General features: G+C 73.8%; 10 protein-coding genes. 4 read left to right on the top strand and 6 right to left on the bottom strand.

The window, feature by feature from the left end:
- Positions 1 to 31 precede the first annotated feature (31 nt).
- Together ACIQE0_RS04365 and ACIQE0_RS04360 are read right to left on the bottom strand one after the other, a co-directional pair.
- Positions 32 to 1,249: a helix-turn-helix domain-containing protein gene (locus ACIQE0_RS04365; protein WP_402328991.1), complete on the bottom strand. Its 1,218-nt coding sequence runs from the start codon at positions 1,247 to 1,249 to the stop codon at positions 32 to 34.
- Positions 1,250 to 1,310: 61 nt separating this feature from the next.
- Entirely contained in the window at positions 1,311 to 2,339 is a 1,029-nt protein-coding gene (locus tag ACIQE0_RS04360) for a hypothetical protein (RefSeq protein WP_402328989.1), read from the bottom strand.
- Between the two features lie 382 nt (positions 2,340 to 2,721).
- Here ACIQE0_RS04360 and ACIQE0_RS04355 point away from each other — a divergent pair, with 382 nt between their 5' ends.
- Positions 2,722 to 4,407 carry a succinic semialdehyde dehydrogenase gene (locus ACIQE0_RS04355; RefSeq protein ID WP_402328987.1) on the top strand — a complete coding sequence of 562 codons (1,686 nt, stop codon included), beginning with the start codon at positions 2,722 to 2,724 and terminating at the stop codon, positions 4,405 to 4,407.
- A gap of 187 nt (positions 4,408 to 4,594) precedes the next feature.
- Entirely contained in the window at positions 4,595 to 6,346 is a 1,752-nt protein-coding gene (locus ACIQE0_RS04350; protein ID WP_402329244.1) for a GMC oxidoreductase, read from the top strand.
- Positions 6,347 to 6,591: 245 nt separating this feature from the next.
- Here the strand turns inward: ACIQE0_RS04350 and ACIQE0_RS04345 are convergent, their stop codons facing one another.
- Positions 6,592 to 7,662 carry an LPXTG cell wall anchor domain-containing protein gene (locus ACIQE0_RS04345; RefSeq protein WP_402328985.1) on the bottom strand — a complete coding sequence of 357 codons (1,071 nt, stop codon included), beginning with the start codon at positions 7,660 to 7,662 and terminating at the stop codon, positions 6,592 to 6,594.
- Between the two features lie 934 nt (positions 7,663 to 8,596).
- Positions 8,597 to 8,920 carry a chorismate mutase gene (locus ACIQE0_RS04340; protein WP_402328983.1) on the bottom strand — a complete coding sequence of 108 codons (324 nt, stop codon included), beginning with the start codon at positions 8,918 to 8,920 and terminating at the stop codon, positions 8,597 to 8,599.
- A 261-nt stretch (positions 8,921 to 9,181) separates the two neighbouring features.
- Here ACIQE0_RS04340 and guaA point away from each other — a divergent pair, with 261 nt between their 5' ends.
- Complete coding sequence (gene guaA, locus ACIQE0_RS04335; RefSeq protein ID WP_366338276.1) at positions 9,182 to 10,768, top strand: glutamine-hydrolyzing GMP synthase; 1,587 nt, start codon at positions 9,182 to 9,184, stop codon at positions 10,766 to 10,768.
- Between the two features lie 149 nt (positions 10,769 to 10,917).
- Positions 10,918 to 11,727 (top strand): class II aldolase/adducin family protein, encoded by an 810-nt coding sequence (locus ACIQE0_RS04330; protein WP_402328981.1) that lies wholly within the window; start codon positions 10,918 to 10,920, stop codon positions 11,725 to 11,727.
- 136 nt (positions 11,728 to 11,863) lie between these two features.
- Here ACIQE0_RS04330 and ACIQE0_RS04325 read toward each other — a convergent pair whose 3' ends face one another.
- Together ACIQE0_RS04325 and ACIQE0_RS04320 are read right to left on the bottom strand one after the other, a co-directional pair.
- Complete coding sequence (locus tag ACIQE0_RS04325) at positions 11,864 to 12,622, bottom strand: hypothetical protein (protein WP_402328979.1); 759 nt, start codon at positions 12,620 to 12,622, stop codon at positions 11,864 to 11,866.
- Positions 12,623 to 12,631: 9 nt separating this feature from the next.
- Positions 12,632 to 13,330: a hypothetical protein gene (locus ACIQE0_RS04320; protein WP_402328977.1), complete on the bottom strand. Its 699-nt coding sequence runs from the start codon at positions 13,328 to 13,330 to the stop codon at positions 12,632 to 12,634.
- Positions 13,331 to 13,423: the final 93 nt, after the last annotated feature.

The following is a 13,423-nucleotide window of genomic DNA, read 5'->3' as shown; positions in this document are numbered from 1 at the left end:
TCCCACCCGTCACCCCTGCGGGCACCAGGCGCTACGCGTCGAGGTCGAGGCGGTCGGCGAGTTCCGTCAGCGGGGAGGTCCGGCGCCTTTCCCGGCCGCGGAGTTCGGACACCAGGCGCAGGCTGGTGGAGTGGTAGCGCATCCATTCCGGGGCGATGCGTTCGGCGGTGAGCAGGGCCGCCACCGCCCCGTCGGGCCGGTCGAGGTCGGCGAAGGCCAGGGCGCGGTCGACATGGAACCGCGCACGCCAGGTGGGCGGCAGCGCCCGCAGTTCCGGCACGGTGCGTGCGGTGCGCAGGGCTTCCGCGCTGTCCTCCATCTCCACCAGGAAGTTGACCTTCGCCACCCCCACGTTGGTGGGGCCGAACGGCGTCGCGTAGTCGAGGCGGTCCGTGCCGAGCCCGGCCGCCGCCGCGCTCGCCAGGGCGAGCAGGTCGCGGACGGCGTCCCGGCGTTCGGCGCGGACGGCCGCGGTCGCCGCGCGGAGCAGCAGGATGCCCCACAGCGCCAGTTCGACCGGCGGGGAGCGGAAGCCGGGCTCGATGCGCTCGGCCGCCCTGAGCGCGACGCGTTCGGCGTCCGCCAGCCGTCCCTGCTTGGTGAGGACCCAGGCGAGGGTGGAGAAACCCACGGTTTCCAGGTGCGGATCGTCCCCCTTGGCCGCCGCCGTCCGCGCCCGTTCGAGCGCGGTGAACGCGGCGTCCTCCTTGCCCAGCGCGGCCAGTGTCGTCGCGGCGACCTGGTACGCCTCGGCCAGTACGGAGTGGGCCGCGGCCGCCCGGTGCCCGGTGGAGGCGTGCGCCACCGCCTTGGCGTCCCTGATCAACTGCGGCAGCAGTGCGCCGATTTCGGCCATCCGGCCTTCCCGGCGGATGCGCTCGGTCGAGCGGAGCGCGGTCTGAAGTGCCGCGAGGTCCGGCGGGTCCTCCGGGTCCGGATCGTCCCCCAGCAGTTCGGAGACGGGGGCGACGGCCTGGCGCAGCGCCAGGACGGACGGCTGCTCACCGTCACCGCGGATCTCGAAGGTCGTGGGCTTGCCGACGAGCGCGGACGGTTCCACATCCAGCGCCGCGGCAAGGGAGTTGAGCGTGCTCAGCCGGGCGGTCCGACGCACGCCCTGCTCCAGTTTGCGCACGATGTCGACGGACAGGCCGGCCCGTTCGGCGAGCCCTTCCTGGGTCAGCCTGCGCCGGGCGCGCAGCCGGGCGATGCGGTCCCCGATGCCGGGCTCCTCGTGGAACAACTCCATGGCCACTCCCGCGAGACGGACGTGACGACCACGCTACGCCGGTGTCCCCGGGGGCGCCGCCTCATGGCGCGGAGTCGCCGGCCGGGTCCGCCACCGGCGCTTCCCCCCGCCCCCTCGCCAACACCACCACCGACGTCATCGCCGCCAAGTCGTAGGCCACCGTGGCCATGTAGAGCGCGCCCTCGGGGGTTTCGAAGGACTGGTTGAAGAAGTCGGTGACGGTCAGCCAGACCACCGTGCGGACGGTGAGGTAGAGCTCGACCGCGGAGAAGACCAGGAGGGCGCCGCGGACGTCGCGGCGGGCGCGGCAGGCCAGCGCGCCGAGGACGAAGAAGCTCAGCATCGAGCTGAGGGTGGTGAACTCGGCGGAGGTGGCCAGGTTGAGGGTGCCCAGGACCGAGCCGTCCACCGCGCTGCGGAGGTAGCGGACGGCGCCCGTCCCGGAGTCCGTCACGTTGCGCGCGGTCCAGGCGAGGCGGGCCAGGCCCATGAGGAGGAAGAGGACGCCGCAGATGCGCGAGAGGCGGCGTTCCCGGGCGCCGGGGGAGGGGGCCGGGAGGGGCGGGGCGCCGTCGGCGGACCGGGCCCGGCGGCCGGTCTCCGCCGCCGGGAGCATCTTGGCCAGTACCGCCACCGCGACCACCAGGCCCAGCGTCCGGGTGGCCAGCGCCCAGCCGCCGAGCGGGTCGGTGGCGTACTGGTCGCGGTAGGCGGCGTCGCAGAGGCCGACCGCCTCCCGCAGGGAGACGGCCAGCAGGAAGAAGCCGCAGAACAGGGCGGCGCTGCGGGCCGACCGGCGGTGGGCGACGACGAGGGCCGCGGTCGCCAGGAAGGCCGCGGCCAGGGCCCACTCGTAGGGGCCGACCAACTGGGAGGCGGGGGAGGCGCCGGGGTTGAACAGCCCCTCGACGAAGTCCCATAGGGAACCGTCCCCTTGGACGATCCCGTACACCGTCCAGGCGGTGAGCGCGGCACCGTAGAGGGCCAGGAAGAACGCGGTGGAGCCGTACGCGGCGTGGTGCCGGGGAGCGGCGCGGATCCGGTCCCCGCCCGGACGGACGTCCAGTGCGTCGCCGTCCCGCATCACCATGGCCGATCCCCGTTCCGCTGCCGCCCGTTGCCGTCCCGGCGCCGCCATCGCTGCCGCCGCCTCACTGTGTCAAGGACGGGCGGAGGGGCGGGGGAGGTTCCGCTCCGTGTGTCGCGAGTTGATCAAGGGGCGGGGGCGGCGCGGGCCTGCTCAACCGTACGCCGCCGGCGGTGGCCGCGCGCCACGCCGCGGGACCGGGCCCGCGCGCCTCCCGGAGGGCGGTGAACCGTGCGCGGACGAGCCGTCCGCGGCGTGAGCAACGGCACAACGCCCCAGACCAGCGCCGTTGTGGCCAGCGAACACTGGCGTCATGGTGTGCACTGCGTGAAAACCTGTTACCTGCGGGTACACAAAGCCGGTCCGGGGGAATACGCTCGCCCGCATGACGGACTCGCAGGACACCGGATCGACCACCGCCGACGAGCTTCTCCAGGGCGCCCCGGCGTCGGTGGCGGCTCCGGCCGCCACCGCCCCCTCCCGGGGTGAGGGCAACCCGGTCGCCCTCGCCGCACCCGGCACCCGCACCGCCGCGGACGTGGTCCCCCCGGAGGTGGCCGCCCGGCTCACCCGGGGTGTGGTCGGCAGCAAAAGCACCGCCAACCACACCCCGTTCACCGGCGAGAAGCTGGCGGACCTGCCCGAGTCCACCCCCGAGGACGTCGCCACCGCCTTCGAGCGGGCCCGGGCCGCGCAGGAGCGCTGGGCGAAGGTCCCGGTCCGGCAGCGCGCCGCGGTCCTGCTCCGCTTCCACGACCTGGTGCTGCGCCGCCAGGCCGAGGTGCTGGACCTGATCCAGCTGGAGACCGGCAAGGCCCGGCTGCACGCCCATGAGGAGATCCAGGCGGTCGCCGTCGCCGCCCGGCACTACGGCCGCAAGGCCCCCGCCTACCTCCGCCCCAAGCGCCACACCGGTGTCGTGCCGACCCTGACCAAGGTCACCGAACTCCGCCAGCCGCGCGGTGTGGTGGGGCAGATCGCCCCCTGGAACTACCCCTTCGAGCTGACCGTCGGCGACGCCCTGCCGGCCTTCGTCGCGGGCAACGCCGTGGTGATGAAGCCCGACACGGAGACCGCGCTGACCGCCCTGTGGGCCCGTGAGCAGCTGATCGAGGCCGGGCTCCCGGAGGACGTCTGGCAGGTGGTGATCGGCGAGGGCCCGGTCGTCGGCCCGGAGGTCGTCAGGCACGCCGACTACGTCTCGTTCACCGGCTCGACCCGCACCGGCCGCGAGGTCGCCCAGGGCGCCGCCGCCCGCCTGGTCGGCGTCTCCCTCGAACTCGGCGGCAAGAACGCGATGTTGGTGCTGGCCGACGCCGACGTGGAGAAGGCCGCCGCCGGCGCCGTCCGCGGCTGCTTCTCCTCCGCCGGCCAGCTGTGCATCTCCATCGAGCGGCTCTACGTCCACGAGTCGATCGCGGACGCGTTCGTCGAGCGGTTCGTCGCCCGCACCAAGGCGATGCGGCTGGGCACCGCCCTGGCCTACGGCGCCGACATGGGCTCGCTGGTCGGCCCGCGCCAGCTGGAGGCCGTCACCCGGCACGTCGACGAGGCGGTGGCCAAGGGTGCCCGGGTGCTCGCCGGCGGCCGCCCCCGCCCCGACATCGGCCCGCTCTTCTACGAGCCGACCATCCTGGACGGCGTCGAGGCGCCGATGGCCGTCTGCGCCGAGGAGACCTTCGGCCCGGTCGTCGCGCTCTACCGCTTCCGCGACGAGGACGAGGCGGTCGCCCGTGCCAACGCCACGCCGTACGGCCTGAATTCCAGCGTCTGGACCAGGGACGGCCGGCGCGGCCGGGCGGTCGCGGCCCGGCTGCGCACCGGCACCGTCAACGTCAACGAGGCGTACGCGGCCGGCTACGGCAGCGTGCAGTCCCCGATGGGCGGGATGGGCGACTCGGGCCTGGGCCGCCGGCACGGCTCCGAGGGCATCTTGAAGTACACCGAGGCGCAGACCGTCGCCCATCAGCGGCTGATGCCGATGGGCCCGGCCTTCGGGATGGACGACGAGAAGTACGCGGCGTTCATGACCCGCAGCCTGCGCGCGATGAAGGCGTTCCGCCTGCGCTGACCGCAGCCGGCGGCGGGTCCGCCCGCCGCCGCACCCCGGCCCCGACCACGAGGGAGAGCCCGTGCCCCAGGAGAACTCTGCCCAAAAACCGGGCGGCGAGGACGCGTCCGGCGGCTCCGGCCACTCCGGCCACTCCGGCGACTCCGGCGACTCCGGCCAGTCCGGCCACTCCGGTTACGACTACGACGTGCTCGTCGTCGGCTCCGGCTTCGGCGGCGCGGTCTCCGCGCTCCGCCTGACCGAGAAGGGCTACCGCGTCGGCGTCCTCGAAGCCGGCCGCCGGTTCACCCGCGCGACCCTGCCCAAGAACTCCTGGGACCTCAAGAACTACCTGTGGGCCCCGGCGCTCGGCCTCTACGGCATCCAGCGCATCCATCTGCTGGGCAAGGTGATGGTGCTGGCCGGCGCCGGGGTCGGCGGCGGTTCGCTGAACTACGCCAACACCCTCTACGTCCCGCCGAAGGCGTTCTTCGACGACCCCCAGTGGCGCGGCATCACCGACTGGCAGCGGGAGTTGGCGCCGTACTACGACCAGGCCCGGCGGATGCTCGGGGTGCGGCTCAACCCGACGATGACCCCCTCCGACGTCCACCTCAAGGCGACCGCGCAGGCCATGGGGGTGGGCGATTCCTTCCACATGGCGCCGGTCGGGGTGTTCTTCGGGGACGGCGAGGACGCCGACGGTGCGACGCGGGCGACGCCCGGCGCGGAGGTCCCCGATCCGTACTTCGGCGGCGCGGGCCCGTCCCGGCGGGCGTGCACCGAATGCGGCGAGTGCATGACCGGCTGCCGGCACGGCGCCAAGAACACCCTGAACGAGAACTACCTCCATCTCGCCGAGCGGGCCGGCGCGGTGATCCACCCGATGACCTCGGTCGTCGCCGTCACCGAGGACTCCCGCGGCGGCTTCGCGGTCAAGACGCTGCCGACCGACAACAAGAAGAAGGGCGCGGGCAGGACGTTCACCGCCCGGCGGGTGGTGCTCGCCGCCGGCACCTACGGCACCCAGACGCTGCTGCACCGCATGAAGGACAGCCGGCTGCTGCCGTACCTCTCCGACCGCCTGGGCACACTGACCCGCACCAACTCCGAGGCGCTGGTGGGCGCCCAGACCACCGACCGGCGCTACCGGAGGCAACACGGCGCCGCCCGGGCCGACTTCACCAAGGGCGTCGCGATCACCTCGTCGATCCACCCCGACGAGAACACCCACATCGAGCCGGTCCGCTACGGCAAGGGCTCCAACTCCATGGGCAGCCTGACGGTCCTCCAGGTCCCGTACCGGCCGGCCGGGCGGGTCCTGGGCTGGGCCGGCAACATGGTCCGCCACCCGGTGCTGGCGCTCCGCTCGCTCTCCAACCGCCGCTGGTCCGAGCGCTCCATCATCGGCCTGGTGATGCAGTCGCTGGACAACTCCCTGACCACGTACCGCAAACCGGACGGCCCGGGGAAGGGGCTGCTCACCGCCCGGCAGGGCCACGGCGCCCCCAACCCCGACCAGATCCCCGAGGCCACCGAGGCCGCCACCCTGCTCGCCCGGGAGATCAACGGCTTCCCGGGCAGCAACATCGGCGAGCTGATGGGCACCCCGCTGACCGCGCACTTCCTCGGCGGCTGCCCGATCGGCACGGACGCCGACCACGGCGTCATCGACCCCTACCACCGCCTCTACGGTCACCCGGGCATCTCCGTCGTCGACGGCTCCGCGGTCTCCGCCAACCTCGGCGTCAACCCGTCCCTGACCATCACCGCCCAGGCCGAGCGCGCCATGTCGCTGTGGCCCAACAAGGGCGAGGCGGACCCGCGGCCGGCCCCCGGGCGGCCGTACGAGCAGGTGGCGCCGGTCGAGCCGGTCCGCCCGGCCGTGCCCCGCTCGGCGTTCGGGGCGCTCGACCTGCCGTTCCTGGCGGTCCCCCCGGTCCCGCCGAAGAAGGACTGAGGGACCGGCCGAGCGGAGGGCCGCGCCTACGGGCGCGTCTTCAAACTGGCGTCTGCCGTGCGGCGCCTGGCACGCGCCCTCGCCGCGTTGTCGGGCTGCCCCGATACGCCCGGTATCGGGGCAGCCCTCCGCCTTGCGATCGCACGCACCAGACGCCGCACGGCCCGGCCTCCGGCCGAACACCGCCAGCTTGAAGACACGCCCTACGGGCGCGACCCTCCGCGGCGTGCCAGGGGCGTACCGCGTTACGCGGCCGCGCCGCCGTCCGCCTTGCGCCGCCGGACGGTGAAGACCGCCCCGGCGCCGAGGACCACCGCAAGGCCGCCCACCAGGCCGATGGTCGGCAGCGCGGAGGAGGAACCGGTCGCGGCGAGGTTGCCGGTCACCGGCAGCTTCGTCAGGCCCTCCGCGGGCTTGCCGGTGCCGACCGGCTTCGAACCGCCCTGCGGGCCGGGCCGGTTGCCGGGCTTGCCCGGCTTCGCCGGCGGCACCTCGCCCGGCGTGCTGCCGGCGGCCAGCACGGTGAAGTCGTACCACCGCTCCTCGGACGAGCCGCAGGACCCGTCCTGGTTGTAGTAGTCGCCCGCGATCAGCGCGAACCCGTCGCCGTGCGCGGCGCTCCGGTCGGCGCGGATGCGCATCGTCAACTCGGCGGTCTGGTGCGCGTCCAGCTCGAACCAGCCGAAGTACTCGCCGTCGGCCCATTCCCCGAAGGCGGTCCAGGCGCCGGTGTCGGGGTCCTGGTACTCAAGGTGCAGCTGGGACGTGGGGCGGTCGCCGCCCGCCAGCGGCACCGCGAGGACGAACGGGTAGACCTCGTCCAGCTTCGCGCCGGTGGTGTTGGTCAGCTTGACCGAGAAGCGCGACCAGCCGGCGCCGGCGACCAGCTTCGAGGGCAGGCCGGCGACGTCGACCTTGAGGGACGCGTCGTCCAGGGTGCACTCGGCATCGTCCGAGGGGGACGCCGACGGGGTCGTCGAGGGGGCCGTCGACGGAGCGCCGGACGGGGACGAGGTGGGGCGCGCGGACGGCTCGGCGGTGGGACCGGGCGTGGCGGTGGCGGCCGGCGCGGTCGGGGTGGCGCCGGGCTGCGGGGCCGCGTCGTCCGGCGCGTCCGTGCCGTCGGTGGTGGGGGCCGCGGTCGGCGCCTCGGGGGCGTCGCCCGGCTCCTGGTCGGGCGCTGCCTGCGTCGGCTCGGCGCTCACGGCGGACCCGGTGTCGGGGTCGGCCGCGTACGCGGCGGGGGCGGCCACGAGGGCGGCGGGGGCGAGGACCGCCGTCGCGGCGACGGCGGTCAGGGCACGGCGAAGCTTCATCCGAAGACCTCAGTCAGGGTCCTGTGTGCCACGAGGGGGCACAGGGTGGGGCGGGCCGTCGCGGTGGGGGCGCGGCACGGCCGTGCGTTGTCAGGTACGTGACTGGCCGTGGCCGAAAAAGGTTGTCTACTCAACTGAAAGGGGTGCCGTGATCCCTCTCACACTTCTCACAGCAGCCTCACAGGCACCACACAGAAACGGCCGGCGGACCCAAGGCGAAGGGCCCCGCGACTTCCTCCGCGAGGGGGGATGCGGAGGTCGCGGGGCCCTTGGCGATCGGTGCCGGCGTCAGGGCAGCGCCGGCACCGACGGGCGGCGCTGGGGGGAGCGCCGCTGGCTCATCGGGTTGGTGCGGTGGTGCGGAGCGGTGCGAGAAGTGCTGCGGGGTGGTGCGCGAGATCCGCTCGGCGCCTGGTGTGGACCAATGGCGTGTGCGGCAAAGGTCCGTACCGGAAGCGGTCCGCGGTTCGTCAAGCATCGTCCAGGACGCGCCTCACCTGGCGCAACCGTTTCGACTGGATGCGGTCGGTCCCGGGCGTCCCCAGGACCGACCACCCCATCGGTGTGACCGGGCTGCTGTCCCCTGCTGACCGGTCACGGACCGGAGTGAGGTCCCACGACGCGGGCCGCTGCCAGCGGCCGACGTCTCATCGCTCCGGCTGTCCGCCCGAGGGGCGGCGTCTACGCGTAGTCCTGCAGGCCGCGCCTGGCTGGCGTGGCACCGGGAACAACGACCCCTCTCCGGACCCGGTCACGCGCCGTACGGGTGAGTCGGCAACCGAACGCAGATCCAGCCGGGCTCCCACGGGAACCCCCTCCGCACCGGCCGCGCGACCGATCAGATCCGGCCTCGGAACCGGCCTCGGAACCGGCCTCGGAACCGGCCTCGGAACCGGCCTCCGAACCGGGCTCGGACTCGGTCGCGGAACCGCCGTCAGACCCGGCCCCGGGACAGCTCCAGCAAGGTCATCGCCAGCGCCGTGCCCGGCCGGCCGAGCTGGTTGCGGTAGTGGGCCAGCACCTCCATCTCGCGGGAGAGGTTCACCCGCCGCCCGCCGGAGGTGATCCGCTCGCGCTGGATCACCGCCGAGACGGCCATCCGCTCCTGGACGAGCCCGATGATCCGCCCGTCGAGGTCGTCGATCCGGCGCCGTGCGTCCCGGATCACACCGGCCGCCTCCGGGGTGTGCGCGCCGGTCTCCGGGGCGGCGGGGGCGGTGGGTGCCGTCGTCCGCGCGGTATCGCTGCTCGTGCTCATGTCGGTGCCTCCTGGGGTGTGGCCCGAGGGGCCCTGGGGAACGGCACGGTCCCGGACAGACACAGGCGCCCCGGACCGTTGTCGGCCCGGGGCGCCTGGGGAAGTCTGCGATCAGTTGATCAAGCAGCGCGACCATGGCAGCCGGACGGGCCGGTGCCATAGGTAAAGACGAAGGTCAGCTGCTGGAACATGCTGCCCAGTATGAGCCCGGTAGAATCGAAAGTCCAACCCCCAGCTCCACACCGCCGGAAGGCCGCCGAAGTGCCATCAGCGCCCCCTGCCGCCGCACCGGACGTCGTCCTCGTTGTCGACTTCGGCGCGCAGTACGCCCAGCTCATCGCCCGTCGGGTCCGCGAGGCCCGGGTCTACAGCGAGATCGTGCCGTCCACCATGCCGGTGGCCGAGATGCTCGCCAAGAACCCCAAGGCGATCATCCTCTCCGGCGGTCCGTCGTCGGTCTATGCCGAGGAGGCCCCCAGCCTCGACCGTTCGCTGTTCGAAGCCGGTGTCCCGGTCTTCGGCATGTGCTACGGCTTCCAGCTCATGGCGACCACCCTCGGTGGCACGGTCGACAACACCGGCGCCCGTGAATACGGCGGCACCGCCCTGACCGTCAGCAAGCCCGGTTCGACCCTCTTCGAGGGCACCCCGGCCGAGCAGTCGGTGTGGATGTCGCACGGCGACGCCTGCTCCGCCGCTCCCGAGGGCTTCACGGTCACCGCGTCCACCGACATGGTCCCGGTCGCCGCCTTCGAGAACGACGAGAAGAAGCTCTACGGCGTCCAGTACCACCCGGAGGTCATGCACTCCACGCACGGCCAGCAGGTCCTGGAGCACTTCCTCTACCGCGGTGCCGGCATCGAGCCGAACTGGACGACCACCTCCGTCGTCGAGGAGCAGGTCGCCGCCATCCGCGAGCAGGTCGGCAGCAAGCGGGCGATCTGCGGGCTGTCCGGCGGCGTGGACTCCGCGGTGGCCGCCGCCCTCGTGCAGAAGGCCATCGGCGACCAGCTGACCTGTGTCTACGTCGACCACGGTCTGATGCGCAAGGGCGAGACCGAGCAGGTCGAGAAGGACTTCGTGGCCGCCACCGGCGTCCAGCTCCGGGTCGTCGACGCCAGCGAGCGGTTCCTGAACGCGCTCAAGGGCGTCTCCGAGCCCGAGCAGAAGCGGAAGATCATCGGCCGCGAGTTCATCCGGGTCTTCGAGCAGGCCCAGGCCGAGCTGATCGCCGAGGCCGGCGCCGAGGGCGAGGAAGTGGCCTTCCTGGTCCAGGGCACGCTCTACCCGGACATCGTCGAGTCCGGCGGCGGCACCGGCACCGCGAACATCAAGTCGCACCACAACGTCGGCGGCCTGCCCGAGGACATCGAGTTCGAGCTTGTCGAGCCGCTGCGGAAGCTGTTCAAGGACGAGGTCCGGATGGTCGGCACCGAGCTGGGCCTGCCGGACGCCATCGTCCAGCGCCAGCCGTTCCCCGGCCCGGGCCTGGGCATCCGCATCGTCGGCGAGGTCACCCGGGAGCGGCTGGACCTGCTGCGCGAGGCCGACGCCATCGCCCGCGAGGAGCTGACCGCGGCCGGTCTGGACCGCGAGATCTGGCAGTGCCCGGTGGTCCTGCTCGCCGACGTCCGCTCGGTCGGCGTCCAGGGCGACGGCCGCACCTACGGCCACCCCATCGTGCTCCGCCCGGTCTCCTCCGAGGACGCCATGACCGCGGACTGGACGCGCATGCCGTACGACGTCCTGGCCCGCATCTCCACGCGGATCACCAACGAGGTCGCGGACGTCAACCGCGTCGTCCTCGACTGCACCAGCAAGCCGCCGGGCACCATCGAGTGGGAGTGACCTCCCGCTGACGCCCGACGACGAACGCCGTCGCCCCTTCCGCGGGCGGCGGCGTTCGCCGTGTCCGGCGGGCCGCGGCGCGGTTCGTGGCGGCAGGGGCCTGGCCTCCGGCGGGAGCGGCGGGTAGCTTCCGCCGGAGCGCCGCGGCCGTGCGCGCCAGAAGGAGGACCGCGATGTCCGAGCCGACCCCGATACCCGTCGAGCAGCTGCGCTTCGCGATGCCGCCGACGCACCACGGCGTCGAGGAGGAGCGGCGCCACCGCAAGGAGCGCCTGGTGGCGGCGTTGCGGCTGTTCGGACGGTACGGGTTCGACGAGGGCGTCTCGGGCCAGTTCACCGTGCGGGACCCGGAGTTCGCCGACTGCTTCTGGACCAACCCCTTCGGGGTCGCGTTCGCGCTGCTGACCGTGAGCGACCTGATCCTGGTCAACGGCGACGGGCGGGTCGTCCAAGGCCACCACCACGTCAACCAGGCGGCGTTCGCCCTGCACGCCCGGATCCACCGGGCCCGCCCGGATGTCGTCGCCGCCGCCCACAGCCATTCCCCCTACGGCCGCGCGCTCTCCGCCCTGGGGGAACTGCTCGACCCGATCACCCAGGACGTCTGCGCGTTCTACGAGGACCACGCCCTCTACGACGCCGCCACGGGCGTGGTGGTGGACGAGGAGGAGGCGCGCCGGATCGCCGCCGCGCTCGGCCCGCGCAAGGCCGTGATCCTGCGCAACCACGGGCTGTTGACGGTCGGCGACTCGGTGGACGCGGCGGCCTGGTGGTTCCTCACCATGGAGCGCTCCTGCCAGGTGCAGCTCTCGGCGAAGGCGGCCGGCACGCCGGTGCCGATCGCCCACCAGGACGCGGTGCGCCTCCGGGAGCAGCTGGGCAGCGACCTGGTCGCGTGGATCAACTACCAGCCGCTGTACCAGCAGATCGCGCGCAGCGAGCCGGAGATGTTCGACTAGGGCGGGCCAGGCGCCAGTGTGAAGTCACGCCCAGGGCCGGCCGGCTGCACGGGGCGGGGAAGGCGCCCACGCGGCCGTGCGGGGCCTGTGGGCGCCGTCCGGGACGCGCGGGCCCGCCGGGTGCGCGGGAGGCCCGCTACGTCTGCGGGAACAGCTTCAGGAACGGGTCGACGGCGGCCGCCAGCCCGCGGCTGAACGGCGCGTCGAAGTCCCAGACCAGGAAGAGCAGGAAGGCGATCAGCGCGCTGAACACGCCGGCCATCAGCAACTCCCGCCCCGAGCGCCTGATCTGGAGCGTGAACATCACCCCGATCGAGATCACGCCCCCGACGATCAGTCCGAACCACACCACCCCGGGGAGCGTGGAGTCCGCCGCGTCCGAACGGGCCATCCGGGCGTTGTCCACGGCCGCCACCTGGTCGACGAGCGGCTGGTAGGACTCCCGCTCGTAGTCGTCCCGCGGGTGGTAGCCGAGGACGTCGGCGCGGACCTTCGCCAGCAGGGCGCCGCCCCGTTCGGTGAGTTCGCCGCGCTCGGCCATCACCGGCCACTCCTTGTGGACGACGTAGCCGACATAGGAGTCGACGTCCGTGCGGACGGTGTCCCGTACGGGCGCGGGCCAGGCCCCGGCCCGTTCGCTGACCTCGTGCAGCGCCTGCGCCTCGGCCCGCACGGTGTCCTCGGCGTTGCTCCTGGCCTCCCAGACACCGGCGATGGCCAGGCCCAGCACGATGGCGTAGACCACGCCCACCATCATCGTCAGGTACTCGATCACGTCCGGGGTCTCGGACGGGTCGTCGTCCGCGCCGATCCGGCGCTCCTTGAGGACGGTGATGGTCAGGACGACGCCGCAGACCGCGGCCATGGCGATGGTCAGCACCAGCCATTGCGACATGGAGATCTCCTACGAGGAACCGCGCCCGGTGGAACGGGACGAGGGGCGCGAACGGGGACGGAGGGCGACCCCGGCCAGCACGGCCGGGGTGGTGATCAGCAGCGTCCTGGTCACCACGGAGCGCCCGTGGTGCGGCCGGTGGGGGGCCGGCGGCGCATAGCCGTGCGGACGCGCCGGGCGGGTGGCCGCCGGGTGGGGAACTGCCGGGCGGGGCGCGGCCGATGGGGCGGGCGGCGGAGCCGGGGCCCTGAGGGTGTGGCGGACGGGCGGCGGGGCCGGGGGCGTGGGCCGGGGCGCCGGGGGATGGGTCGGGGTGGGCCGCGAGGGGGGCCGTGGCGTCGCGGTCCGGGTGGGCTGCGGCGGGGCCGGCGTGGGCGCGGGCCGGTGCGTGGGCCGGGTGCAGGGGATGTGCCAGCCCGGCGGCACGGGGAACTCGGTGGGCAGGTGGACGGGGGGAGCGGTGCCGGCATAGGCGCAGTTGTCGCCGGAGGGCCGCTGGAGCGGGCCGGTGCGGGCGGCGGCCGGTGGGGACGTGGCCAGGGCCAGCGCGGCGGTGAGCGTGGAGGCCGCGGCCAGGGTCAGTGCCGCGGCGCGGGCCAGGGCGGCGAACGGGGGCCGGCCCGTAGCCCGGCCGCCGCGCTGGGCGGGGGAGCGGCGGCGCGGGCCGGTACCGGCCTCGTTCCGGGGGGACGTGGGTATCTGGCGCACGGCGGGAAGCCTGCGCAGCGCCCGGGCCGGTCAGCCGCCCACCGACCACGATTCGCCCGAACGGGGGAGACGGCGGGGAATGCGCGTCCGGGC

The organism is Streptomyces sp. NPDC093097, assembly GCF_044754325.1.
Taxonomy (GTDB): domain Bacteria; phylum Actinomycetota; class Actinomycetes; order Streptomycetales; family Streptomycetaceae; genus Streptomyces.
The sequence above is the reverse complement of the archived record's forward strand: the minus strand, read 5'-3'. Positions and strand labels throughout refer to the sequence as shown.

Bases quoted from the DNA above. Each gene is read 5' to 3' on its own strand.
- ACIQE0_RS04340 (WP_402328983.1), bottom strand. From the start codon at position 8,920: ATGAGCACGAGCAGCGATACCGCGCGGACGACGGCACCCACCGCCCCC.
- ACIQE0_RS04360 (WP_402328989.1), bottom strand. From the start codon at position 2,339: ATGGTGATGCGGGACGGCGACGCACTGGACGTCCGTCCGGGCGGGGAC.
- ACIQE0_RS04325 (WP_402328979.1), bottom strand. From the start codon at position 12,622: ATGTCGCAATGGCTGGTGCTGACCATCGCCATGGCCGCGGTCTGCGGC.
- ACIQE0_RS04355 (WP_402328987.1), top strand. From the start codon at position 2,722: ATGACGGACTCGCAGGACACCGGATCGACCACCGCCGACGAGCTTCTC.
- ACIQE0_RS04345 (WP_402328985.1), bottom strand. From the start codon at position 7,662: ATGAAGCTTCGCCGTGCCCTGACCGCCGTCGCCGCGACGGCGGTCCTC.
- ACIQE0_RS04365 (WP_402328991.1), bottom strand. From the start codon at position 1,249: ATGGAGTTGTTCCACGAGGAGCCCGGCATCGGGGACCGCATCGCCCGG.